Consider the following 25,096-nt stretch of genomic DNA (forward strand, 5'->3'; position numbering starts at 1 on the left):
ACAACGTGCTCTGCCTTCGCCGAGGAAACTGGTCGGAACTTCGAAAGTTCCGTGCGGGAAACAGGTAAAATTCGGAGCGTGTCTTTGCGGTCGTAACCAGCAATGACTACCTAAGGGCAGTTGTTAGTCAGGAGATCGCGATGTCAAGACCGCTTGTCGTTTCCATTCCGCATCGCCTCGGCAAGGACGAGGCCGTGCGCCGGCTCCAGGCCGGTCTCAGCCGCGCCGCGACCAGCGTTCCGGTCCTGAAGGTCGACGAAGAGCGCTGGGAGGGCGACAAGATGATCTTTCGCGTTCGCGCTCTGGGTCAAGCGGCGTCGGGCCATGTCGACGTCGCCGACGATCACGTGCGTGTCGAGGTCGTGCTGCCCTGGCTGTTGCAGCGCTTTGCCGAGGCGGCGCAGTCCGCGATCCGCAGCCGCGGCCAGCTGCTGTTGACGAAAAAGAGCTGATCAGCCCGGCGTCGATGCTGTCTGACGTCGACCAGCCGGGTGGGTTGCCGCATCGGTCCGCGCTGGGATCACTGCTGCAGGCAAATGTGTGAAGACGGAGGACACCGCAAGGATGCCGTCCTGTATGTCCGCAGATGTGTAGCCGCGGGCATGAACCTCGGCTTCGAAACCATCTGGGTGGGGCCACACCCGACCACCGTCGGTGAAGGGCGCAAAGTTGCGCACAGTGACGACGACGACGGCGTCCCGCCCATGCCGCCGTGCGAAGGCAATGATGTGATCGGCATGACGTCCGCTCACCTCGAGCGGCTCATGGGAACCGTCGGTGAAGACCGCGGGCATCTCGTTGCGCAGCCGGAGCAGCCGCCGTGTCCAAGCGAGCTTGATGCGGCCATCCGGCCAGTGGTCCGCCAGGCGGGCCCAGTCGGGACGCTCGCACTCGCGCAGCGCCCGTTCGCGCGCGGCGAAGTCCACCGGGCGGCGATTGTCGGGATCGACCATCGAGAGGTCCCAGAACTCGGTGCCCTGATAGATATCCGGCACGCCGGGCATCGTCGCCTTCAGCGTGAGCTGTGTCAGCGAGTTCAGCGCGCCGAGCAAAGCGATCCGCCTGGAAAGCGTCTCCAACGACTGCAGGAACTCGGGCGAGCGGTCGCGATCCAGGATGCGGTCGATGAAGCTGCGCAGGCCGTTCTCATAGGCCTCGTTTGGATTGAGCCAGCTGGTCTCCTCCTTGCCCTCCCGCGCCGCCTTCAGCGCATAGGCCCGCAACCGCTCCGCAAGGCTCGGGTCGGCGCCAGTTGCGGGCCAGATGCCGACGAGCGTTTGGTACAGCATGTATTCGAACGCCGCCGAGGGCGCGCGCATTTTGCCATCGGTGATGACGTGCGGCGCGTTCAGGGTCTTCCAGCGCGCCATCGCGGACGTCCAGTCGTTGGGCAGCTCGGTGATGGCCGCCAGCCGCGTGCGGGCATCCTCGCCGCGCTTGGTGTCGTGGGTAGCGGTGGCGGTCATGCCGTGCGGCCAATGCCTGGCGCGATCGTGCATCAGCTTGTGGAAGTCGGCGATCGTCAGAGCATGCGCCGCCGGATCGCCGCCGACCTCGTTGAGCGCGAGCAGCCGGTGGAAGCGATAGAAGCCGGTATCCTCCAGCGACTTCGCCATCATCGGGCCGGTGAACTGCTGCACCTTCAGCGCGAAGCGGCGCACACGTGGGACGCTGTGGCTGGTGCTGCGGTCGCGCTTGATCAGATCCATGGTGAGCGTATCGCGCAGGAAGTCGAAGATCGAGCCGTCGGAGGCGAACCATTCGGCGCGGGCGCCGGCTATGGCGTGATCGATCAGCTTGCGATCGGCCTCGGTCGCCCCGGCCGCGGTGAGATAGGTGCGATAGACCGGGAAGTGAAGAACATACAGTTCGAGCGCCTGGCGCAGGCTGTCTTCGGAATAGTCGCGCGTCGAGTAGTGGCCGTTGGCGATGCGCGCCAGGAGGCGCGTCAGCACGGTGAACTCGCTGGTCAGCAGCGTTTCCAGCACGCGCCGCTTGGCCTCCTTGATGACGGGCGCGAGCTTCGGCGGCTTGTTGCTGATCTGGCGCCAGATCTCGTCCAAGGGCTCCAGGCCGTTGCCGTCGATGAGCAGCTGGGTGATGACGTTCATCCACTCGTAGCCGGTGGTGCCGTTCACGCCGGCAAAGCTCGGCAGCTTCTCGTGCTCGCAGAGAATCTTCTCGATGACGACGTAGAATGGCCCGGCCGCGGGCCCCCGAGCGTCGCGGATCAGCCGCCGCAGCCGCTGGAAATATTGTGCGGGATCGCGCAGGCCGTCGATATGGTCGAGCCGCAGACCCTGCAGCTGGCCATCCGCGATCAGCTTCTTGACCAGCCGGTGGATCGCTTCGAACGTGCCAGCATCCTCGACGCGCAGGCCGGCCAGCGTGTTGACGTCGAAGAAGCGGCGGTAGTTGATGTCGCTGGACGCAAGCCGCCAATGCCCGAGTTTGTAGTTCTGCCGTTCAAGCAGATGGTGCAGGGCCAGCGTCTGCGTCGGTCGGCCCTCGCCTGCCTGATACGCCGAGAGGCCTCGCGCGATAATGTCGCCAGCCCCGGGAATGGCCTTGAGTGCGGCCTTGAACGCCGGGGCTTCCTTGCGGTTCGGATGGCGCAGGCCGCGATAGCGCGACGCCAGGTCGAGGATCGCCTTGCCGGCCTCGCTGCTCTCCTCACCGGCCTCTTTGACGATGATGCGCAGCACCTCGCCATAGCGCTCCGGCGCGATCGGCAGGCGATGCTCGAAGTACCAGCAGGAGAACGAGCCTTCGTCCGGGTCGTAGCGCAGCTCGATCTCACCATGTTCGAGCGCATGGCCGTAGGACGTCCCGATGATCGGCAGCAGCACGCCGCCCCGGGCGCGATACGGCAATTGGTCCCAGTCGATGTCGAACGAGGCTGCATGCGGCGACGCCTGGCCCCATTCGAGCACATCGAGCCACCATGGATTGTCGTCGAAATGGACGCCGACATGGTTCGGAACGAAATCGAGGATGAGCCCGAGATCGTGCGACTTCAGCGCGGCGCTCAGCTTGGCGAAGCCGTCCTGACCGCCGAGCTCAGGATTGAGCTTGGTGTGATCCGTGATGTCGTAGCCATGCGTCGAGCCCTTGCGCGCCGTCATGAACGGCGAGGCGTAGACATGGCTGATGCCGAGCGCCTTCAGATACGGCACGACGCGCGCCGCTGCTTCGAAATTGAAGTCGGCGGTGAGCTGCAGGCGGTAGGTCGCGAGCGGAATGGCAGGAGGCATGATTATCCTCCGATGCTCCAGAACACCGACCAGGGTGGCAGGCGATCGCCGGGCGTGCCACCCCAGATCGGCGTGCCCGCCGAGCCGCTGCGCGGCGCGGGCACCTCGTTGTCCGAAACGTTGGCGACCAACCGCAGCGTCGCGCTGTCCCCCATCGTCCAGTGCGCAGTCAGGCAGCCATCCTCCGTCACGTCGGCCTTGCCGAAGGATGCGCCCGGCAGCCGCGGTGCCACCTCCCTGTGGCGCACGGCGAGGAGCCCGCGCACCAGCGTCAATCGCTCGCGTCCCGGCGATGCGTTGCGGGCGTCCCAATCGATGATCGCGGATCTGAACGTCTCGATGTCCAGCGGGTCCGGGACCTCGTCGCCATATTTGGCGTATGCCCACTCATATTCCTTGCGGCGCCCCTTGCGCACGGCGTGCGCGAGATCGCCCTGGAAATCGCAGAAGAACGGAAAAGGCTGCTTCGAGCCCCATTCCTCGCCCATGTACAGCATCGGCACGGTCGGTGCGAGCAAGGTGACGGCCAGCGCAGCTGCGATCCCTTCCGGCGGCGCCAGCGATTCCAGCCGGTCGCCGAACACGCGGTTGCCGATCTGGTCGTGGTTCTGCAGGAAGTTGACGAACGCCGCGGGGGCCAGATGACCGCTTGGTTCACCCCGGGCCATGCCACCCCAAAAGGCGGCCTGCTCGCCTTGATAGACAAAGCCCGAGGCGAGCGCGCGGGCAAGCCCGCGCCGCGGCGATTGTTGGTAGTCGCCGTAGTAGCCGCCGGTCTCGCCGGTCAGCATCACATGCCAGACGTGGTGATAATCATCGTTCCATTGCGCGCGAAACTTGCCCCGCGGCGGATCTTCTGCCGCGTCGAGCATGCTGGCCCGGTTATCACCGTTCTCGAGCACGAGATGGATGTGACGCCCTGTCTGCTCGACGAGCCTGCCGACGGCGGCGCTGAGATCATGCAGCATCGGGATCTCACCCTCGTTGGCGAGGATGTGGTTGACGGCATCGAAACGCAGCCCGTCGAAGCGATAGTCCGTCAGCCAATGCAGCGCGTTCTGAATCGCGAAGGCGCGCACTTCGGGGTGCCGGAAGTCGATCGCGCTGCCCCACGGCGTGTGAGCGTCCGTGAAGAAGGTCGGTGCATACAGGCCGATGTAGTTTCCTTCGGGGCCGAAATGGTTGTAGACGACGTCGAGGAAGACCATCAGCCCGCGCAGATGCGCCTCGTCGATCAGCGCGCGCAGATCATCGGGACGCCCATAGACGCTGTCCGGCGCGTAGAGCAGGACGCCGTCATAGCCCCAGTTGCGGGAGCCGGCGAAGTCCGCCAGCGGCATCAGCTCGAGCGCGGTGATGCCGGTTTCGACGAGATGATCGAGCTTGTCGATCATCGCGCCGTAGGTGCCTTCCGTCGTGAAGGTGCCGACATGGCTTTCGAGAAACACGGCGTCCTGCCATGGACGGCCGCGCCATTTTTCGGAGCGCCAGGTGTAGGCGCGGTGGTCGATGATTTCGCTCGGGCCGGAGACATCCTCTGGCTGGAAATCCGAGCCGGGATCTGGAACGTCGAGCTCATCATCAATACGAAACTTGTACCGCGTGCCGGCGCCGACCCCGGCGACGTCGAGCGAATACCAACCACCATCCCCGCGCTGCATCTCATGCTTGACGTCGAGGATCAGATCGACGCGCTTGGCGGCGGGCGCCCACAGCCGGAACGTCGTGCCGTCCTGCGTGAGCCGAGGTCCGAATTGACGGCCGTTCATGACTGGCCCGCATACGCCAGCACGGAGCGGGGCGGGGCCTTGAGGTCCGTGCCCGACGCGAAGTCGATCGGCGTCTGCTGGGCTTCGGTGGTGTTCAGGACCTGTTGCCACGTCTTGTATTCGGCGAGCTTGGGCAATTTGAATCCGATCTCTTCGGGAGCCGCGTTCAGAACGATAAGGATCGGAGCCTGCTCCTGTTCCACCGGAGCGAGCACATAGGCGAGAAATCGTCCGTCAGGAAAGGTCCAGTCGGTTTGCGTCATCTCCTCCGCCGAAGGCGTCAGCCACAGCACGCCGAAGCTTCCGTCCGACCGGCGGCCGTCGAGCCAGCGGCGCGCGCGAATCTGGCCGAAGCGGCGGCGCAGCTCGGTCATGTGCGCGATGAAGTCGATGAGATCATCGCCCTCGCGGCCCATGCCGCTCCAGTCCACCCAGCCGACCTCGTTGTCCTGGCAATAGGCGTTGTTGTTGCCATGCTGAGAGTTGCCGACCTCGTCGCCTGCGAGCAGCAGCGGCAGGCCCTGCGCGAGCAACAGACAGGCGAGCTGGTTCTTGCGCGACTGCCGCCGCAGCGCTGTGATCGCCACGTCGTTGGTCGGCCCCTCATGACCGAAATTGTTGCTGAGGTTGTCGTTGGAGCCGTCGCGATTGTCCTCGCCGTTCGCCTCATTGTGCTTGCTGTTGTAGCTGAAGAGATCGGCCAGCGTGAACCCGTCATGGACGGTGACGTGATTGACGCTGGCGCGCTGGGTGCGGCCGTCATGGTTGAAGATGTCGGAAGAGCCGGTCATGCGGCTCGACACCTCGCCGATCAGGCTGCCTTCGCCGCTCCAGTAGCGACGCATGGCGCTACGATAGCGGTCGTTCCATTCGGACCATTGCGAGGGGAATGCGCCGACTTGATAGCCGCCGAGACCGACGTCCCATGGCTCTGCGACCAGCTTGACGCTCGCCAGCACCGGGTCCTGGCGGATCGCGGTCAGGAAGCCGTTGCGCCGGTCGAAGCCGTGCTTTTCGCGCGCGAGCGTGGTGGCGAGATCGAAGCGGAAGCCGTCGACGTGGCAGACTTCGACCCAATAGCGCAGCGAGTCCATCACCATCTGCAGCACGCGCGGATGGGTCAGGTTCACCGACGAGCCGCAGCCGGTGAAGTCGTCGTAGAAGCGTGGATTGTCCGGCTGCAGCCAGTAGTAGGATGCGTTGTCGATGCCGCGGTAGCACAGCGTCGGGCCGAGATGATTGCCCTCGGCGGTGTGATTGTAGACGACGTCGAGCATGACCTCGATGCCGGCATCGTGCAGCCTTGCCACCGTCGTCCGGAAGGCATCGAGCGGATTGTCCTGCGCGTAGCGCGGCTCCGGCGCGAAGAACGAGATGGTGTTGTAGCCCCAGTAGTTGACCAGCTTCTTCTCGACCAGCATGCGGTCGTCGATGAAGGCGTGGATCGGCAAGAGCTCGATTGTGGTGACGCCGAGCCGCTTCAGATGCTTGATCATCGCCGGCGACGACAGACCGCCATAGGTGCCGCGCAGGTTGGGCGGCACGTCGTCGCGCTTGTTGGTCAGGCCCTTGACGTGAGCCTCGTAGATGATCGTGTCCTCCCACGGGATCTGCGGCCGCATCTCGCGCCGGCCCCAGTTGAAGGTCTCGTCGATGACGACCGCCTTGGGCATGCCGCGGGCGTTGTCGCGCCGGTCGAACGAGAGGTCCTCGCGCGGCGAGCCGGCGCGGTAGGCGAAATGGGCATCGCTCCAGACCAGCCGGCCGGCGAGTCGCTTGGCATAGGGGTCGAGCAGCAGCTTGTTGGCATTGAAGCGGTGGCCGCGCTCCGGCTCGTACGGGCCGTAGACGCGGTAGCCATAGAGCTGCCCTGGCGAGACGTCGTTGAGATAGCCGTGCCAGACATCCTCCGTCCGCTCCGGCAATTCGATCCGCTCGATCTCGCGCCGGCCCTGGCTGTCGAACAGGCAGAGCTCGACCTTCTCGGCATTGGCGGAGAACAACGCAAAGTTGGTCCCCCGTCCGTCCCAGGTTGCTCCGAGGCGGGCGTGGCTCCCAGCGGCCAGGCGCATTGCGTCAGGCTTCCGGGAGGAGAAATACCGCTGCCATGGGCGGGAGGATGAGGTTGAGCTGGTGTTCTTCAGAGGCATGGACCTGGCCGACATTGCCGACATTGCTGCCGCCATAATGCAGGGAGTCGGAATTGAAAGCTTCCCTCCATCTGCCGCCGAACGGCACGCGGACCCGATAATTGTAATACACGTTGGGCGAAAAGTTCACGACCACGACGCAGCGCGCGTGCTCATCGAAGCCCTTGCGCACCCAGGCGAAGACGTTGCGGTCGGAGTCGTCGGTGATCAGCCACTCGAAGCTGTCCGGCTCGCAGTCCCGCTCATGCAGCGCCGGCACGTTGCGGTAGAGGTGGTTGAGGTCGCGGATCAGGGCCTGGATGCCGGCATATTTGGCGTCGCCGAGCAGGTGCCAGTCGAGCGAGGTATCGTGATTCCACTCGCGCTCCTGGGCGAGCTCGCAGCCCATGAACAGGAGCTTCTTGCCGGGATGCCCGAACATGAAGCTGTAATACGCGCGCAGGTTGGCAAAACGCTGCCAGTCGTCGCCGGGCATCCGGCCGAGGATGGAGCGCTTGCCGTGCACCACCTCGTCATGCGACAGCGGCAGGATGAAGTTTTCCGAAAAGGCGTAGTGCAGGCCGAACAGGATCTCGCCGTGGTGATATTTGCGGTGGATCGGGTCCTTGCTGATGTAGCGCAAGGTGTCGTGCATCCAGCCCATGTTCCACTTGTAGCCGAAACCGAGCCCGCCCATGTCGACCGGGCGGGACACCTGCGGCCACGCCGTGGATTCCTCGGCAGCCGTAGTCGCCTGCGGGAAATGGCCGAACACCTCGATATTGGTCCGGCGCAGAAACTCGATGGCCTCGAGGTTCTCGCGCCCGCCATATTTGTTCGGAATCCAGCCGCCGGAGGGACGGCTGTAGTCGAGATAGAGCATCGAGGCGACGGCGTCGACGCGCAGGCCGTCGACGCCGTAGCGCTCCAGCCAGAACAACGCGTTCGAGCGCAGGAAATTGGCGACTTCGGTGCGGCCGAAATTGTAGATCAGCGTGCCCCAGTCGAGATGCCGGCCCTGCATCGGGTTGGCGTGCTCGTAGAGCGCGGTGCCGTCGAAATGGCCGAGGCCGTGCGGATCATCCGGGAAATGGCCGGGCACCCAGTCGAGCCACACCGCGAGGCCCTCGCGGTGGCAGGCATCGACGAGCGCACAGAAGTCCTCAGGACTGCCGAAGCGGCTGGTCGGCGCGAACAGGCCGGTCGGCTGATAGCCCCAGGAGCCGTCGAACGGATGCTCGCTCACGGGGAGGAATTCGATGTGCGTGAAGCCCATGTCGCGTGCATAGGCCGGCAGCTGCTCGGCGAGCTCGCGATAGGTCAGCCATTGATTGTTGTCCTTGCGCCGCCAGGATCCGAGGTGCACCTCATAGATCGAGACGGGCCTGTTCAGCTTGTTGATGTCATGCGGCGCCGGCCGAGGGCGCGGCAGGCTGGTCTCGTCGACCACGATCGACGCGGTCTTGGGACGCATCTCGGCCGCGAAGGCCATCGGGTCGGATTTCAGCGGCAGGTGCTCGCCCTGCGGACCGATGATGTCGAATTTGTAGTGGTCGCCGGCCCTGGCGCGGGGAATGAACAGCTCCCAATAGCCGTTGCCGCGCACGCGCATCGGGTGGCGCCGCGCATTCCAGAAGTTGAAGTCGCCGACCACGCTGACGCGGCGCGCGTTCGGCGCGAGCACGACGAAGCCGACGCCATCGACGCCGTCGATCACCATGGGATGCGCGCCGAGCTTGTCGTAGAGCCGCTCGTGGTTGCCTTCGCCGAGCAGGTGCAGGTCGAAGTCGCTCAGGATCGGCAGGAAGCGATAGGGGTCCTCGAGGTCGGTGACGTGGTCGCCGAATGTCGCCCGAAAGCGATAGCGCTGCAGCGATGGCATGGTCCCGGTGAACAGGCCGGCATCATGGATGCGCGTCAGCGGGGCGACGTCGCCGTGCTCGCCGACCACTTCGACGCGGGACGCCTCGGGCAGGAAGGCGCGCACGACAGCGCGCCCGTCGACATTGTGCTGACCGAGATAGCGAAACGGGTCGGCGTGCCGGCCCTCGATGATCGCAAACGCCTCGGGAGAAAGATGGGTCATGAGGACTCGCTGACTGATGCTGGCTCGGACAGGACGCGAAGCAGGTTGCTCAAAGCGATGCGCAACCAGTCCGGCCGGTGAGCCAGATCATATTCGAGCGCTCCGAGGGCTTTTTCCAGCATGAAAAAGTTAAGGAGCGCCTCCGCCGTATGCGGATCGTCCGGCCAGAGGCGCTGATTGGCCTTGATCTCGCGATAGCCGGCCAAAAAGGCCGTCGCGGCCTGGTCGCGCCATTCCGACAGCGCCGCGGCGATACGGCCGTGATCGTCCGGGCCCGCCCTCAGAGCGCGCTCCTGGGCGACGCGGACCGAGCAATCGATCGAGCGCAGGAAGCCTGCGATGTCGCGCGCCGGCGGCGCCTTGCGCCGACGCTCGGCGAGCGGCTGCTCCTCGTCCCCGTCGAAATCGATGATGAAGATATCGTCCTTGACGATGAGGATCTGGCCGAGATGGAAGTCGCCATGCAGCCGGATGTCGCAGCCGCCGATCTGGTGCGGAATCAGGCTGCTCAGGCGCTCCGATATCTCACCACGCCTCGCGAGCACCTGATCGGCCAGCCCTCGTTCCGGGTCCTTGAGGCGATCGCGGCGCTCGCTCAGGCCCGTCAGGACTCGGCTTGCCTGGGCGCGCAGCCGGTCGATCCAGTGATCGAGATGATCTGCGGTGGTCGGCTCCGGCGCAAAATCGGCGATGTCGTTGCGTGAGGCCAGGGCCGCATGCAGCTCTCCGGCCCGCCGTCCGGCTTGCGTCATGTAGCGCAGATAGGGCGGCAGCTCCTCGCTCTGGCGCGCGTCGCCGCTCGCGGCAAACACGCGCTGATCGTCGATGTAGCGGTCGAGATAGGCGGCGGTGACGGTCCAGCCGTCACCCTGGTTCTCGACAAAGCCATGGACGCAGCCGATCGTCTGCCGCTCACCGTCCTGGATCACTTCGACGCTGCCGAGCAGCGGCGGCACGTTGGCGAAGCCGATGGTCTCGGTCAGGAAGCGACCGACGTCGATCTCCGGATGCGATCCGGCCTCGAGCTCGCGATGGAGCTTGATGAAGAACTCGTTGTTGACGACAGCCTTGCTGCTGCAACGGTCGGTCTCGATGATGCGCACCTGTTCCGACTCGCGGATCGGCTTGTCGGGAAATCGCGACGTCGGACGGAATTCCAGTCGTATCCCGTTCTCTTCGACCACAAGTGACTGTGCAAGGTTGCGCAGCAGCAGCGCCAGAAAGATGGGATTGGTGGCGGCATCCAGCAGGGTGCCCTCGCGGGCGCCCTGGCGCACGGCGGCGAATGCCTGCGGATTATAGCGCTCGCGGTCGAAGCGGACCCACTCGATCTGCATCGGCAGCAGGTAGCGCTGCTCGTCCTTGCGCTCGGCCGACTTGAAGAAGATCAGCCACGGCCTGTTGTCGCCGATGTCACAGAACGGGATCGCGGAGGTCAACGTCGGATGGATCGCCTCAGGCGAGCGTTCGGGATACCAGCGCGTGCGCGCGAGGTGGCCGGGAAGCACGTCGCGCTCGAACAGGCTGCGGGTGCGCGCCAGCGACACCCAGGTCGAGCCGAGCGGGACGACCAGCGTCTCGAATTCCGGCACGGCGCGCTGAACGACCGGCTCGGACTTGTCGCGCTCCTTGAGCTGGAACCAGTAGAAGCCGTAGGGCGCGAGCGTGATCATGTAGGGCAGCTCGCCGATCGCGGGAAAGCGCGACCGGCCGAGCATCTCGATCGGCACGCGATCCTTGAACGGCGAAAGATCGAGCTCGGTCGCCTGTGCCGAGCGCGACAGGTTGGCGACGCAGAGGATCACCTCGTCCTTGTATTGCCGCACATAGGCCAGCACCGACCGGTTGGCCGGGCGGATGAAGCTCATGGTGCCCCTGCCGAAGGCCAGCGTCGACTTGCGCACCGAGATCAGCTTCTTGGTGGCATTCAGCAGCGACGACAGGCTGCGCGACTGCGCTTCGACGTTGACCGCCTCGTAGCCGTAGACCGGGTCCATGATCATCGGTGCGTAGAGCCGTGCGGGGTCGGCACGCGAGAAGCCGCCATTGCGGTCGGGCGTCCATTGCATCGGCGTACGCACGCCGTTGCGATCGCCGAGATAGATGTTGTCGCCCATGCCGATCTCGTCGCCGTAATAGATGATCGGCGTGCCCGGGAACGACATCAGCAGCGAGTTCATCAGCTCGATCTTGCGCCGGTCATTGTCCATCAGCGGCGCGAGGCGGCGGCGAATGCCGACATTGATGCGCGCGCGCGGATCGTTGGCATAGGTCGACCACAGATAGTCGCGCTCGACATCGGTCACCATTTCGAGCGTCAGCTCGTCATGGTTGCGCAGGAACAGCGCCCATTGGCAGGTCGAGGGGATATCGGGCGTCTGGCGCAGGATGTCGGTGATCGGGAAGCGGTCTTCCTGGGCGATCGCCATGTAGAAGCGCGGCATCAGCGGGAAGTGATAGGCCATGTGGCACTCGTCGCCCTGGCCGAAATACTCCTGCACATCCTCGGGCCACTGGTTGGCCTCGGCCAGCAGCAGCTTATCCTTGGCGTAATTGTCGAGCTCGACACGCAGGCGCTTGATGATCGCATGCGTCTCCGGCAAGTTCTCGTTGTTGGTGCCGTCGCGCTCGCAGAGATAGGGAATGGCGTCGAGCCGGAAGCCGTCGACGCCGGCATCGAGCCAGCGCTTCATCACCTGGACGATCGCGTTGACCACGCGCGGATTGTCGAAGTTGAGATCCGGCTGGTGCGAGAAGAAGCGGTGCCAGTAGAACTGGCCGGCCTCGGGATCCCAGGTCCAGTTGGACTTCTCGGTATCGGTGAAGATGATTCGCGTGCCGAGATATTTCTGGTCGGTGTCGCTCCAGACGTACCAGTCGCGGGCGCTGGAGCCGGGCGGGCTGCGCCGGGCGCGCTTGAACCAGTGATGCTGGTCGGAGGTGTGGTTGACCACGAGCTCGGTGATCACCCGCAGGCCGCGCCGCTTGGCCTCCTGGATGAAGCGCTTGAACTCCTTCATGGTCCCGAAATCGGGATTGATGCTGCCGTAGTCGGCGATGTCGTAGCCGTCGTCGCGGCCGGGCGAGGGGTAGAACGGCAGCAGCCACAGTGTGGTGACGCCGAGGTCCTGCAGATAATCCAGCTTGTCCGTGAGGCCGGCGAAGTCGCCGACGCCGTCATTGTTGCTGTCGGCGAACGCCTTGACGTGCAGCTGGTAGATGATCGCGTCCTTGTACCAGAGACCGTCGCCGTCGGTCTCGGTCTGCAGGCTCGGCGAATCCAGGGATGACATCAGGTTCATGAGGCCCTCACCTAGGAGAGAGGATGATGATGCGGCTGCGATCGGAGGCGTCTCGAAAGATGTCTCGGCCTCGACAGATGCGGCTCTCCTCAAAAGAGGGCAGAATAGGGGAGAAAGCGTCTTTGAGGGCGACGCTCTCGAACGTGTGCGCAAATTTGTTCACGGTGATGCCATTGACAAGAAAACGGCGTCCCGGTTCGCTAGAAACCGAGACGACCCCCTTACAAAGCGGCAAGGCTCGTTTTGTTCCCCGGGGAACGACGGCCTTGGCGCGGCGTTAGAGGCTTATCCTCTTGCTGTCCCACAACAATTTTACGACGTACGACTTGCCGTTACGTCCAGATCGCGTGCCGAATGGATCTCTATAGCGAAGCCCATAGTCTCGGAATCCTGACAGAATTCTACGATGGTCAGGGGCAGCGTCGCGTCACCGACGAAGCGGCACTCAAGATCATCGTGGAGGCCTTTCCCAGGCCCACGCCGCACCGGCTGCTGAGCGGTGCGATCGTGATTCGGTCCGGCCAGCCGGCGCGAAGCCGCCTGAACGAGGCGGCGAAGCTGCCGGTCAGGTGGACCATCAGGCGTGGCGACACCGAGATCGCAAAGGGAGACGCCGGCGAGGCCCTGGTCGAGTGGCCGGGTGATCTGCCGGTCGGCAGCTACCGCCTCGAGCTGGTGGATGCGTCGTCGTACCGCGAGGAGCTGCCGCTGCTGGTCGCACCGGCGAAGGCCTTCGCCGGCGATTTCGATCGCGTCTGGCTGCTGGCGGTCCAGCTCTACGGCATTCGATCCGGCCGCAACTGGGGCATGGGCGACTTCACCGACCTTGCCAATCTCATCACGCTTTGCGCCAAGCTCGGCGCCGATGGTGTCGGGCTCAATCCGCTGCACGCGTTGTTCGACGACCGGCCGGGTGACTTCAGTCCCTATGCACCGAACAGCCGGCTGTTCCTGAATGCGCTCTATGTCGATGTGGAGCAGGCGCCGGGCTTTGCGAAGGGGCCCGGCAGCAAGGTGCTGGAGCCGCTGCGACAAGCCGAGCTGGTGGACTACAAGGGTGTGGCGGCGTTGAAATGGCCGGCCCTGCGCGCCGCCTTCGACGCCTTCATGGCCGCGCCCGACGCCGCGGCCGCTGCGGAGTTCAAGGCCTATCGGGCCGAGCGCGGCGAGCTGCTGGCGCGCTTCTCCTGCTTCGAGGTGTTGCGGCATCGCTTCCAGAAGCCCTGGTGGGACTGGCCTGAGGAGTGGCGGCGGCCCGATGCCGCGCGCTGTGCGGCGCTGCTCAGCGGCCCCGACCGGAGGGAGGCCGAGTTCATCGCCTATGTGCAGTGGCTCGCCGAGCGACAATTGCGCCATTGCCGGGATCTCGCGCATCGGCTGGGAATGAAGGTCGGCTTGTATCTCGACGTCGCAGTCGGCGTTCAATCCGACGGCTTCGATGCCTGGAACGAGCAGGGCGCCATCTCGCGCACGCTGTCGGTCGGAGCGCCGCCCGATCCGTTGAACACGGTCGGGCAGAACTGGGGATTGGCCGGCTTCAACGCGCCGGGGCTGGCGCTGAGGAATTTCGAGCCGTTCCGGGAGATGATCAGGGCGTCGATGCGCCATGCCGGCGCGATCCGGCTCGATCACGTGCTCGGTTTGAAGCGGCTCTATCTGGTGCCGCACGGATTTCCGGCCAAGCAGGGCGCGTATGTGCAGATGCCGTTCGATGCGCTGCTCGCCGCGACCGTCATCGAGAGCGTGGCCAACGACTGCATCGTCATCGGCGAGGATCTCGGCACCGTGCCGGAGGGCTTTCGCGAGCAGATGGCCGATTGGGGACTGTGGTCCTACAAGGTGATGATCTTCGAACGCGACGACAACGGCCGCTTTCGCGACGTTGACTTCTATCCGCCGAATGCGCTGGTGACGCTGAACACCCACGACCTCTCGACCTATGCCGGCTGGCGCTCGTTCGGCGATCTCAAGACCAAACGCGGGCTGGGCATCGATCCCGGCGAAAGCGACCAGGATCGCTGGGACGCCTTGGGGCTGTGGGACGAGGTGCTGCGCCACAACGGCATTCAGGCCAACGACGTCCACTCGGCGATCGCCTTCCTGTCGCGGACGCGGTCGCGGCTGCTGGTGATTTCCCTGGAGGATCTGCTGCAGGTGGTCGATCAGCCCAATATTCCCGGCACGATCGACGAGCATCCGAACTGGCGCCGCAAGATGCCGGTCAAGCTCGAGGACATCACGGGTGCGACCAGCGTCGCGGCGTTGAAGGCGGCGACCGCCGAACGGATCAGCCCGGCCGGCGTTTAGAATGCGGGGATCGAGGGGGCAATTGCACGCGGATGCCGAATGTCCTGCAGGATCGAAGATTACGCGCTGATCGGTGATTGTGAGACGGCTGCCCTCGTAAGCCGAAACGGTTCGATCGACTGGCTGTGCTGGCCGGCGTTCGATTCCGACGCCTGTTTCGCTTCCCTGCTGGGCGATCGCAGCCATGGCCGCTGGCTGATCGCGCCACGCGGCGATATCCGCTCGACGTCCCGCCGCTATCGTGGCGACAGCCTCATCCTCGAGACGCGGTACGAAACCGCGACCGGCACCGTCGAGCTGGTCGATTTCATGCCGCCGCGGGGCAGCGCCTCCGACGTCGTCCGGCTGGTCCGCGGCGTCGCCGGCCGGGTCGCCATGCGGATGGAGCTGATCATCCGTTTCGGCTTCGGCATCGAGATTCCCTGGGTCAAGCGCTCCGAGGATCGCTCCGCGCTGCTTGCCATCTGCGGCCAGGACATGGCGGTGCTGCATACGCCGATCGCCACCCGCGGCGAGGACATGACCACGGTTGCGGAGTTCGAGGTCGCGGCCGGCGACACCGTGCCGTTCGTGCTGACCTACGGTCCCTCGCATCTACCGGTGCCCAAGGCGATCGATCCGCTTCAGGCGCTTGATGACACCGAGACCTTCTGGGCCGACTGGTCGCGCCGCTGCACCTATCAGGGCGAGCACCGCGAACTCGTGATGCGCTCGCTGATCACCCTGAAGGCGCTCACCTATGCGCCGACCGGCGGCATCGTCGCGGCGCCGACCACGTCGCTGCCGGAGAAGCTCGGCGGCCGGCGCAACTGGGACTATCGTTTCTGCTGGCTGCGTGACGCGACGTTCACGCTGCTCGCGCTGATGAACTCGGGCTACACCGAGGAAGCGCTGGCCTGGCACAACTGGCTGCTGCGCGCCGCCGCCGGCGCACCGGCCTATATGCAGATCATGTACGGCATCATGGGCCAGCGGCGGCTGATGGAGTGGGAGGCCGAGTGGCTGCCCGGCTACGAAGGCGCCCGGCCGGTGCGGATCGGCAACGCCGCGCACGCCCAGCTCCAGCTCGACGTCTACGGCGAGCTGATGGACGCCTTCCACCAGGCCCGCATGACCAGGCTCAAGCTGGAAGACGGCACATGGGACCTGGAATGCGCGGTGCTCGATCATCTCACCGACGTCTGGGACCAGCCCGACCACGGCATATGGGAACGCCGCGGCGACGGCCGTCACTACGTGTTTTCCAAGGTGATGACCTGGGTGGCGTTCGATCGCGCGATCAAGAGCGCGGAGAAATTCGGGTTCAAGGCGCCGCTGGAGCGCTGGCGGCGGCTGCGCGAGACCATTCATCGCGACGTCTGCGCCAAGGGTTATGACGAAAGCCTCGGCAGCTTCGTCGAGTCCTATGGCTCGCGGTTGCTCGATGCCAGCCTGCTGCTGTTGCCGGCGGTCGGCTTCCTCCCCAGCTCCGATTCGCGCATTCGCGGCACGGTGGACGCGATCGAACAGCATTTACTACGGGACGGCTTCGTGCTCCGGCACGATCCGCGCGATGTCCCTCCGGACGAGCAGCAGCCGATCGAAGGCGCGTTCCTTGCCTGCACGCTGTGGCTGGCCGACGCCCATGTCCTGGCGGGCGATACGGAAAAGGCCGAGACGCTGTTCCGCCGCGTGGTGAACATCGCCAACGATGTCGGACTTCTGGCCGAGGAGTACGACAGCGAGGCCCGGCGGCAGACCGGCAATTTTCCCCAGGCGCTGACGCATATCGCGCTGATCAACACGGCGCAGAATCTGAGCAGCGCCAGGAAGGCCAGCGACAAACCCGCAAGGCAGCGGTCGGAGGCCTGAGCTCCCGCACGTCAGCTTGCGGATCAGCCTTGCGCGTTTTCCGCCAGGATCATCTCCATGGCATTGGCAAAGCCTTCGTCCTGATTGGACGTGGTGATGCGCTTGGCTTTGCTCTTCACCTCGTCACTGGCATTGCCCATGGCGATCGACAATCCGCTCACCTCGAACATCGCGACATCATTGTGCATGTCGCCGATGGTCGCGACTTGGTCGAGCGGGATACCGAGCCGCTGAGCCATCGCGCTGACGAAGGTGCCCTTGTCATGTCCGGGCGGAGTGATGTCGAGATAGTAGCTCTGCGAGCGCACCGCTGTCGCTTCCGCGCCCAATGCCTGCTGCATCTGGCTCTCGCAGCCCGCCAGCAGCGCGAAATCGCTGCTCGCGCCGACGATCTTGCAGGCGTTCGCCAGATAGGGCGAGAAATCGCCGACGATCGTCGGCTCCGCGCGTATCGCGCGCCGCTCGTTCGGGACGTACTCACCGTCCGGATTGCGCGTCACCCAGGCGTCGTTGGTGAAGACCCAGATGTCGACGCCGGCTTGATGCAGCAGGTCGACGCAGCGTGCGGCGGCCGCGGGCGGGATCAGGCTCTGCTCGAGCGGGCGCATGGTGGCGTCGACGATTGAGCTGCCGTTGAACGGCCCCACCGGAAGGCTGATCTGCAGCGGCTCGATCAGAAAGCGCATTCCGATCGCGGGGCGGCTCGAGGTGAGCGTGAAGCCAACGCCGGATTCGTGCAGCCGCCGCGCCGCCTTCGCGGCCCGTTCGGTCAGAACCTTGTCCTTGGTCAGCAGCGTGCCGTCGACGTCGGATACGACGAGAGCGATGCGGGTCATGAGCCCTTCCTGTTTGCGGTCAGGCTCGTCCCTGACCGCTGTGAAGCTGTTGCAGGATGTCGTCCACGATCGCCGCGACCGGCGCGTCGACCGAGACCGTGATGGGATGCTCGCGGGCGCCAGGCGGTTCCAGGGTGGCGAACTGGCTGGTGAGCAGGCCCGGCGGCATGAAGTGCCCGGCGCGATGCTTCATCCGCTCGCCGATCAGCTCCTGAGTGCCTTGGAGATAGACCATGCGGACATCGTCGCGGCCGCCGACCAGGATATCGCGATAGGCCTTCTTGAGCGCCGAGCAGGCGATGATGATGTGCTGGCCCGCGCTGCGGCATTGCGCGATCTCCGTGGCAATGGCATGCAGCCAGGGCCAGCGATCCTCGTCGGTGAGCGGGTGGCCCGCGCTCATCTTGGCGACGTTCGCGGGCGGGTGAAAGCTGTCGCCATCCTCGAAGCGCCAGCCGAGGCGTTGGCCCAATGCTTGCCCGATCGTGCTCTTGCCGGAGCCGGAGACGCCCATGATAATGAGCGCATGGGGCAGGTCAGATGTCGCCACTTTGCCTCTCCGGCCAGGCCTCGCTGTCGATCAGCAGGATCGTCTCCCGAATCGAGCGGGCGCGATTGGCGGGCAGGTCTTCGCCGGCCAGCACGCGCGTCATGATCGCGCGCTTGTCGGCGCCGGCGACCTCGAACAGCATGGTTCGGCAGGAGGCGAGCGCAGGCAAGGTCAGGCTGATCCGCGGCACGAAGGGTGCGACGTGGGCCTTGTCGACGCCGACAACCCAGCGATCGGCGATATCAACAGCGGGAAAGCCGGGGAATAGCGACGCGACATGGCCGTCGGAACCGATTCCGAGCAGCACGAGGTCGAACAGCGGCCGCGCAGAGTCGAGCCGCGCGGCGCCGTAGAACGCTTCCAGCGCGCGCTGATAGTCGCAGGCACTGGCCTCCGGGTCCGATCTATCGGTCGCGATCGGGTGGATGTTGGCGGCCGGCGCGCAGGCATCGAGGAACGCGTGGCACGCCATGGTCATGTTGTGCAGGGGATCGCCGGGCGGAACATATCGTTCGTCACCGATGAACCAGTGCACGCGCGTCCAGGGAATCCGCTCGCGATACGCGTCCGTCGCCAGCAGCTGATAGAGCTGCTTCGGGCTCGATCCCCCGGTGAGGCAAACGGCTATCGTCGCCGGATTGGCATCGATCCGGGCCAGGAGATGTTCGGCCGCGACCCTCGCCATCGTCGCCCGGTCGGCGACACGCACGAGGTTGCGGTCCTGCGGTCCGACCACGGCTAAACCAGCTTGCGCCAGCTGCGGCCGTCGCGGGCCAGCAGATCGGCCGCCGCCTCAGGTCCCTCGCTGCCGGCCGCGTAGGAATGCAGGCCATCGCGGCCGGCCTTCTTCCAGGCCTCGATGAATGGCTCGACGGCCTTCCAGCCGGCCTCGACGCTGTCGGCGCGCTGAAACAGGATGTTGTCGCCGATCATGCAGTCATAGATCAGCGTCTCGTAGCCGGTGGCGGGCTCGGCCTGGAAATAGTCCTTGTAGTTGAACTTCATCTGCACGCCGTCGGTGCGGATGGTCGGCCCCGGGATCTTGGTGTTGAACTGCAAGGTGATGCTCTGGGTCGGCTCGATGCCGATGACGAGATAGTTCTCGGCCAGGGTCTCGATCGGGGTGCAGCTGAACATCGCGAACGGCGCCTGGCGGAACTTGATCGCGACCTCGGTGCGCTTGGCGCCGAGCGCCTTGCCGGTGCGCAGATAAAACGGTACGCCGGCCCAGCGCCAATTATCGATGGTGAGCTTGAAGGCCGCGTAGGTCTCGGTGGTGCTGTCGGGGCGAACGTCCTTGCTCCTCACATAATCCGGCAGCTCGGCGTCGCCAATCATGCCGGCCGTGTACTGGCCGCGCACCGAGTTGAGCAGCGCCTCCCGTTCGCTCAATGGCTGGATCGCCGACAGCACCTCCGCCTTCTCGGAGCGGACGGTATGCGCATCGAACCGCGCCGGCGGCTCCATCGCCACCAGCGAGAGCAACTGGAAGAGATGGTTGGGGACCATGTCGCGCAGCGCGCCGGTCGCGTCGTAGAAGCTGCCGCGTGTGCCGACGCCGAGCTTCTCCTCGACGGTGATCTGCACGTGGTCGATGTGATGCCTGTTCCAGATCGGCTCGAACATGCCGTTGGCGAAGCGCAGCACCAGGATGTTCTGCACCGTCTCCTTGCCGAGGTAATGATCGATCCGGTAGATCTGGTGCTCGGTTACGAGCTGCAGCAGCGTGTCGTTCAGTTTCTTGGCCGAGGCGAGATCGGTGCCGAACGGCTTCTCCACCACGAGGCGGCGCCAGGCCTTGCCGTCCTCGCGAAGCAGCCCGACGCGCCCGAGCTGTTGCGCGATCGGCGCAAAGGCGCTCGGCGGCGTCGCCAGGTAGAACAGCCGGTTGCCGTGGGTCTCGCGCGCGGCCTCGAGCTTTTCCAGTCGCTCCTTCAACTGATCGAAGCTCTCCGGCTCCTTCGGATCGGCCTCGATCGCGGTCACGCATTGCAGGAGGCGCTGGGCGATCTCGTCCTCGATCGGACGCGTCGCATATTTGCGCAGGCCCTCCATCAGGTTGTCGCGCAGTTGCTCGCTCGACATGCCCTTGCGGGCAATGCCGACGATGCAGAACCTGTCCGGCAGCAGATGATTGGCCGCGAGATTGTAAAGCGATGGCAGAACGAGCCGATGGGTCAGATCGCCGGTCACACCGAAGATCACGAAGGCGCAGGCGTCGGGCTTCTGATGTCGCGGCTGGTGCGGATACAGCGGGGTCACGCGCGGTCGTCCCTGGGCTTGACGATCCCAGGCGCGCTCTGGCGCGCCGGATCTGGGTGCTGTTCGGGCTCCTTGTGCCCACCGAAGCCTTCGCGCATCGCCGAGAGAATCTTCTCAGCGAAGGTGTGCTCCTGGCGCGAGCGGAAACGCGCGAACAAAGCGGCCGTCAGCACCTCGGCCGGCACGGCCTCGTCGATCGCCGCGTTCACGGTCCAGCGGCCTTCGCCGGAATCCTCGACATAGCCGGAATATTTCTCCAGGCCGGGCTGCCGCGCCAGCGCGCTGGCGGTGAGGTCGAGCAGCCAGGACGGAATGACGCTGCCGCGGCGCCACACCTCGGCGACGTCAGCGAGATCGAAGTCGAAGCGATGTGCCTCGGGCAGCGCCTCGCTGTTCGCGTTCCTGAGGATGTCGAAGCCCTCGGCATAGGCCTGCATCAGGCCATATTCGATGCCGTTGTGGATCATCTTGACGAAGTGGCCGGCGCCAGTCGGCCCGGCATGGATGTAGCCCTGCTCGACGCGCGGGTCGCGGCCGTGCCGGCCCGGTGTGCGCGGGATGTCGCCGATGCCTGGCGCCAGCGTCGCGAAGATCGGATCGAGCCGGTCGACGACCGGCTTGTCGCCGCCGATCATCATGCAGTAGCCCCGGTCAAGGCCCCAGACTCCGCCGGAGGTGCCGACGTCGACATAGTGCAGACCGCGCTCCCTCAGCGCCTTGCCGCGGCGGACGTCGTCCTGCCAAAAACTGTTGCCGCCGTCGATGACGACGTCGTCTTGGCTCATCAGCTTGGTGAGCTGCTCGACTGTGGCTTCCGTGATCTTGCCGGCCGGCAGCATGATCCAGGCGTGCCGCGGGGGGGCGAGCTTGCCGACGAATTCCTCGAGGCTCGCGGCGCCCACCGCACCCTCGGAGACCAGCGCGGCGACCGCCTTTGCGTCGCGATCATAGACCACGCAGGCGTGTCCCGCGCGCATCAGGCGGCGCACGATGTTGCCGCCCATCCGCCCGAGACCGATCATTCCCAATTGCATCGACGACGCCCTTCCTAGCTCAGCGCTTCACTGATCGCGCTGTCGAGCATCTTCAGGCCCGATTTCAGATTGCCCTTGAGATGGACCCGAAGAGCCCGGCGCCCGCGCTCGGTGAGCACGTCGAAATCGCCGCGCGCCTGCGCCGCCTTGATCACGCCGAAGCTCGCCTTCTGCCCGGGGATCGGCAGATCCTCGGCGTCGTCAGCCGTGATCTGGAGAAACACGCCGCTGTCCGGACCGCCCTTGTAGGCCTGGCCGGTCGAGTGCAGGAAGCGCGGACCGAACTCGGCGCAGGTGGCGAGGTGCTTGGCATCGCGCAGCCTCAGCCGGATCCGCTGTAGCGTGTCGATATTGCCGGCGTTGCGGTCGATATAGCCGAGCAGGGCGATGTAGTCGCCGGCGCCGGCGCGGCCAAGATGCGCCTTCAGCCAGGACGCGAGCGTGCCGTCGGCGCCATGCTCGCGCAGGCTCTCGGCGTTCTGAGCATCGGTGTAGAGCTCGCAGCCCTTGATCGATGCAACTGGCTGCTCCTCCGGCAGCGCGCCGGTTTGCTCGAACGCCGCGGTCAGCTCGCGGGTCTTGATCTTGGCCGCTTCGACGTCGGGCTGGTCGAACGGGTTGATGCCGAGTACGGCGCCGGCGACGGCGGTCGCCATCTCGAAGCGGAAGAATTCCTGCCCGAGCTGGTCGATCGACGTCATGACGATGCGCACGACCGGATGGCCGGCCTCCTCGAGCGCGGCGAGCTTCGCATCATGGCCGGTCACGTCGTCGCCGTCGACCTTGATATCGATGAAGAAGCGGTCGCTGCCATAAAGCTCAGGCGACGCCACCGGTTCGCCCTCGATCGGGACCAGGCCCTTGCCCTCCTTGCCCGTGGACTCCGCGATCAACTGCTCGGCCCAGGCGCCGAAATCGGCGATCTTGGGCGAGGCGAAGATCGTCACCTTGTCGCGGCCTTCGAGGCCGGCAAGACCCATTGCCAGACCGAGCTGCACGCCCGGGTTCTGGAGCGGCGGCACGTCGGGCCCGCAGGAGCGCACCATCGACAGCGCCTGCGTGATCAGCTTGCGCACGTCGATGCCCGCGGTCGCGGCCGGCACCAGGCCGAACGGCGACAGCACCGAATAGCGGCCGCCGATGCTCGGCTCGCCATGGAAGATGCGGGCGAAGCCTTGCGCCTTGGCCGCCTTCTCCAGCGACGAGCCGGGATCGGTCACGGCAATGAAGCGGTGGCCGGCCTTGTTCGGCCCGATCGCCTCGGACACACGCGCGAAGAAATAGTCCTTCATCGCGTTCGGCTCGGTGGTGCCGCCCGACTTCGAGGAGACGATGAACACGGTCCTGGCGATGTCGATCGCCTTCTCCATCGCGCGCACCTGCGCGGGATCGGTGGAGTCGAGCACGTGCAGCCTGGGGAAGCCGGCCTTGCGCGGAAAGGTCTCGGCCAGCACCTCCGGCCCGAGGCTGGAGCCACCCATGCCGAGAACCACGGCGTCGGAAAACTTCTGTCCCTTCACCCGCTGCGCATAGTCCTCATAATCGGCGATATCGGCCTTGTCAGCGCTGGTCAGCCAGCCCAGCCATTTGTGCTCGTCATGGCCGGTCCAGACCGTCGCATCCTTGTGCCAGAGCCGGCGGATCCTGGCGTCCTTGCGCCAGTCCTCGGTAGCGGAGGCGACCTTCTTCTCCAGATCAGCAGCAATGGCGATCGTCTGCTGCCCAAGTCCTGCTCCCAGCACGACGGCGCGCTTGTGCGCAACCGCGCCGTAGAGCTTGTCGGCGGCGTCCGCGAACTGCTTGACGCCGTCGACCACGAGATCCGCGGTGATGTCGTCGAGGGATATGCCGGTCTTCGCCAGATCCTCCAGGGCGGCCCGGGCGGCGTCGACGTCTTCCTCCAGACTGTCGCGCACCTCTCCGTGATCGCGGAAGGCATCCAGCGTGGCCGGCGGCACGGTGTTGACGGTGTTCGGTCCGATCAGCTCCTCGACATAGAGGACGTCGCGGTAATCCTTGTTCTTGGTGCCGGTGGAGGCCCAGAGCAGTCGTTGCGGCTTGGCGCCGTGCGCGGCCAGCCGCTCCCAGCGCGCGCCGGCGAACAGCCGCTTGTAGTCCTGATACGCCATCTTGGCGTTGGCGATGGCTATCCTGCCCTTGAGCGCGGCCAGCCGCTCCTTCTCCGAGGGATCGTTGGCCTGGGCGATCTTCGCGTCGAGCTGCTTGTCGACCACGCTGTCGATGCGGCTGACGAAGAACGACGCCACGCTGGCAACATGCGACGGATCACCGCCGGCGGCGACATAGGCTTCGAGGCCGGCAATGTAGGCTTCGGCGACCTGCCGGTAGACTTCTTGCGAAAACAGCAAGGTGATGTTGACGCTGATGCCCTTGGCGATCAGGTGCTGGATGGCCGGCAGGCAGGCGTCGGTCGCCGGCACCTTGATCATCAGATTCCTGCGGTCGACCGCCTTCCAGAGCTGCTCTGCCTCGGTGATGGTCGCTTTGCTGTCCATCGCCAGATAGGGCGAGACTTCGAGGCTGACGAAGCCGTCATTGCCATCGAAGCGGTCGTAGACGGGCCGCAACACGTCGGCGGCATTCTGGATGTCCTCGACGGCGACGGCCTCGAACAGCTGCGTCGGCGATCGATCGCCGTTCTTCAGCGCCGCGGCGATCGGCGCGTCATATTCATCGGAGCTGCCGATCGCCTTCTCGAAAATCGCGGGATTCGAGGTGACGCCCTTGACGCCATCCTCATCGATCAGCCGCTTGAGGTCGCCCCTGGCGACGAAGCCGCGTGCGAGGAAATCGAGCCAGACCGCCTGGCCGTGTTCTTCGAGAGCTTTGACCGGATTCATGATGCCTATCTATGTGCGTCGGCTTGCTTTTTCGGGTTCCCGCCTGGCGGCCTGCCAGGTCGTGGACCTCACATGAACAACTATGCGCCAGCCCACAGGAGAACGCCATTCATAATGGATTGATCCCTCTGGAATCCCAAGAGCTTCGTACCGGGTGCGACGTGCCGGCGGCGTGCGCTCGGCGGGAGACTTGCAGGCACTCTGAAGCAGGCACTCTGAAGCAGGCACTCTGAAGCAGGCACTCTGAAGCAGGCAGTCTGAAGCCTGCGGCCGGCCGTACGACCAAGGCGGGGGAAAGGCCCGCCAAGCGCGGCCGGTGTTCGGCTCGCGTCGGTCTCTGCGACTCCCGCGCCGGAGGTCTCCCATCGTGGGCGAGCAAATGCCGCCGATCAAACCTTCTCCGCCTTGCAATGCTGGAAAGGGGCCACATGTGTTCTGGGTAATGGTGCCTCACGTCACAGATCAGGGCGAGCGTGTTGCGATTGTCGCCTCGGCTGCGCCTCGTGATTGGCGGATAACCCATGATGCTTTCTGCTTGCAGACATTCGGTGGCGAGCCGCACCCTGATCATGGCAATGATCAGCATCGAGTGATCCGTCCGGCTTCGGCGGTGCGTTGCGTTACGACATTCGGTTCTAGCGGTGAACATGTGTGCGGATGGCGCTGTGAGATGCGCGCGTTCATCGCTCGCTGGGTCATGATGACATCGTATGAGCGCTGGCCGACGCGCTTGCAGCTTGGCTGTGTCTGTTTGACCAGCCGTGGCTGGCGCGCATCACGTCGCGCCACGAATGAGACATTCGCTGCCTGGCGCAGATGCGCGACGATTGGCGTTCACTCGCGGTTCACTTCCGG

At 65.2% G+C, this 25,096-nt stretch carries 14 protein-coding genes; 3 read left to right on the forward strand and 11 right to left on the reverse strand.

The features are described from left to right. Positions 1–140 precede the first annotated feature (140 nt). Positions 141–452, forward strand: coding sequence for a polyhydroxyalkanoic acid system family protein (locus tag QW845_RS31595; RefSeq protein WP_315717996.1), 312 nt, complete (start codon positions 141–143; stop codon positions 450–452). Here the strand turns inward: QW845_RS31595 and treY are convergent, their stop codons facing one another. The 5 genes from treY to treS are packed head-to-tail and all read right to left on the reverse strand — an operon-like array spanning position 453 to position 12,540. Next, positions 453–3,254, reverse strand: coding sequence for a malto-oligosyltrehalose synthase (gene treY / locus QW845_RS31600; RefSeq protein ID WP_315805424.1), 2,802 nt, complete (start codon positions 3,252–3,254; stop codon positions 453–455). It abuts the gene before it with no gap. Positions 3,255–3,256: 2 nt separating this feature from the next. Further along, positions 3,257–5,023, reverse strand: a complete 1,767-nt coding sequence (gene treZ / locus QW845_RS31605) for a malto-oligosyltrehalose trehalohydrolase (RefSeq protein WP_315805425.1) — start codon at positions 5,021–5,023, stop codon at positions 3,257–3,259. Next, positions 5,020–7,095, reverse strand: a complete 2,076-nt coding sequence (gene glgX / locus QW845_RS31610) for a glycogen debranching protein GlgX (protein ID WP_315805426.1) — start codon at positions 7,093–7,095, stop codon at positions 5,020–5,022. The genes treZ and glgX overlap by 4 nt, the downstream gene beginning before the upstream one ends. Before the next feature lie 4 nt (positions 7,096–7,099). Further along, positions 7,100–9,238: a 1,4-alpha-glucan branching protein GlgB gene (glgB, locus tag QW845_RS31615; RefSeq protein ID WP_315805427.1), complete on the reverse strand. Its 2,139-nt coding sequence runs from the start codon at positions 9,236–9,238 to the stop codon at positions 7,100–7,102. After that, complete coding sequence (treS, locus tag QW845_RS31620) at positions 9,235–12,540, reverse strand: maltose alpha-D-glucosyltransferase (RefSeq protein ID WP_315805428.1); 3,306 nt, start codon at positions 12,538–12,540, stop codon at positions 9,235–9,237. The genes glgB and treS overlap by 4 nt, the downstream gene beginning before the upstream one ends. A 354-nt stretch (positions 12,541–12,894) precedes the next feature. Here treS and malQ point away from each other — a divergent pair, with 354 nt between their 5' ends. After that, positions 12,895–14,847, forward strand: a complete 1,953-nt coding sequence (malQ, locus tag QW845_RS31625; protein ID WP_315805429.1) for a 4-alpha-glucanotransferase — start codon at positions 12,895–12,897, stop codon at positions 14,845–14,847. Positions 14,848–14,886: 39 nt separating this feature from the next. Then, entirely contained in the window at positions 14,887–16,698 is a 1,812-nt protein-coding gene (locus tag QW845_RS31630; RefSeq protein ID WP_315805430.1) for a glycoside hydrolase family 15 protein, read from the forward strand. 23 nt (positions 16,699–16,721) lie between these two features. Here the strand turns inward: QW845_RS31630 and QW845_RS31635 are convergent, their stop codons facing one another. From QW845_RS31635 to QW845_RS31660, 6 genes are read right to left on the reverse strand one after another with little or no spacing between them, the layout of a single operon-like run. Next, complete coding sequence (locus tag QW845_RS31635; protein WP_315805431.1) at positions 16,722–17,534, reverse strand: HAD family hydrolase; 813 nt, start codon at positions 17,532–17,534, stop codon at positions 16,722–16,724. Positions 17,535–17,553: 19 nt separating this feature from the next. Further along, positions 17,554–18,084, reverse strand: coding sequence for a gluconokinase (locus QW845_RS31640; protein WP_315805432.1), 531 nt, complete (start codon positions 18,082–18,084; stop codon positions 17,554–17,556). Then, entirely contained in the window at positions 18,071–18,820 is a 750-nt protein-coding gene (gene pgl / locus QW845_RS31645) for a 6-phosphogluconolactonase (protein WP_315805433.1), read from the reverse strand. Before pgl ends, QW845_RS31640 begins: the two co-directional genes overlap by 14 nt. A gap of 2 nt (positions 18,821–18,822) precedes the next feature. Continuing rightward, positions 18,823–20,346 (reverse strand): glucose-6-phosphate dehydrogenase, encoded by a 1,524-nt coding sequence (zwf, locus tag QW845_RS31650; RefSeq protein WP_315805434.1) that lies wholly within the window; start codon positions 20,344–20,346, stop codon positions 18,823–18,825. Then, on the reverse strand, positions 20,343–21,380 hold the full coding sequence (gene gnd / locus QW845_RS31655; RefSeq protein ID WP_315805435.1) for a phosphogluconate dehydrogenase (NAD(+)-dependent, decarboxylating): 1,038 nt from the start codon (positions 21,378–21,380) through the stop codon (positions 20,343–20,345). Before gnd ends, zwf begins: the two co-directional genes overlap by 4 nt. A 14-nt stretch (positions 21,381–21,394) precedes the next feature. Further along, the gene (locus QW845_RS31660; protein WP_315805436.1) at positions 21,395–24,241 is read right to left on the reverse strand and encodes a bifunctional transaldolase/phosoglucose isomerase; all 2,847 of its coding nucleotides are present in this window, start codon (positions 24,239–24,241) and stop codon (positions 21,395–21,397) included. Positions 24,242–25,096 lie beyond the last annotated feature (855 nt).

This window comes from Bradyrhizobium sp. SZCCHNS3002, from assembly GCF_032377435.1.
Lineage (GTDB): Bacteria > Pseudomonadota > Alphaproteobacteria > Rhizobiales > Xanthobacteraceae > Bradyrhizobium.

Coding starts and splice junctions, on each gene's coding strand:
- QW845_RS31595 (WP_315717996.1), top strand. CDS start 141: ATGTCAAGACCGCTTGTCGTTTCCATTCCGCATCGCCTCGGCAAGGAC.
- treY (WP_315805424.1), bottom strand. CDS start 3,254: ATGCCTCCTGCCATTCCGCTCGCGACCTACCGCCTGCAGCTCACCGCC.
- treZ (WP_315805425.1), bottom strand. CDS start 5,023: ATGAACGGCCGTCAATTCGGACCTCGGCTCACGCAGGACGGCACGACG.
- glgX (WP_315805426.1), bottom strand. CDS start 7,095: ATGCGCCTGGCCGCTGGGAGCCACGCCCGCCTCGGAGCAACCTGGGAC.
- glgB (WP_315805427.1), bottom strand. CDS start 9,238: ATGACCCATCTTTCTCCCGAGGCGTTTGCGATCATCGAGGGCCGGCAC.
- treS (WP_315805428.1), bottom strand. CDS start 12,540: ATGAACCTGATGTCATCCCTGGATTCGCCGAGCCTGCAGACCGAGACC.
- malQ (WP_315805429.1), top strand. CDS start 12,895: ATGGATCTCTATAGCGAAGCCCATAGTCTCGGAATCCTGACAGAATTC.
- QW845_RS31630 (WP_315805430.1), top strand. CDS start 14,887: ATGTCCTGCAGGATCGAAGATTACGCGCTGATCGGTGATTGTGAGACG.
- QW845_RS31635 (WP_315805431.1), bottom strand. CDS start 17,534: ATGACCCGCATCGCTCTCGTCGTATCCGACGTCGACGGCACGCTGCTG.
- gnd (WP_315805435.1), bottom strand. CDS start 21,380: ATGCAATTGGGAATGATCGGTCTCGGGCGGATGGGCGGCAACATCGTG.
- QW845_RS31660 (WP_315805436.1), bottom strand. CDS start 24,241: ATGAATCCGGTCAAAGCTCTCGAAGAACACGGCCAGGCGGTCTGGCTC.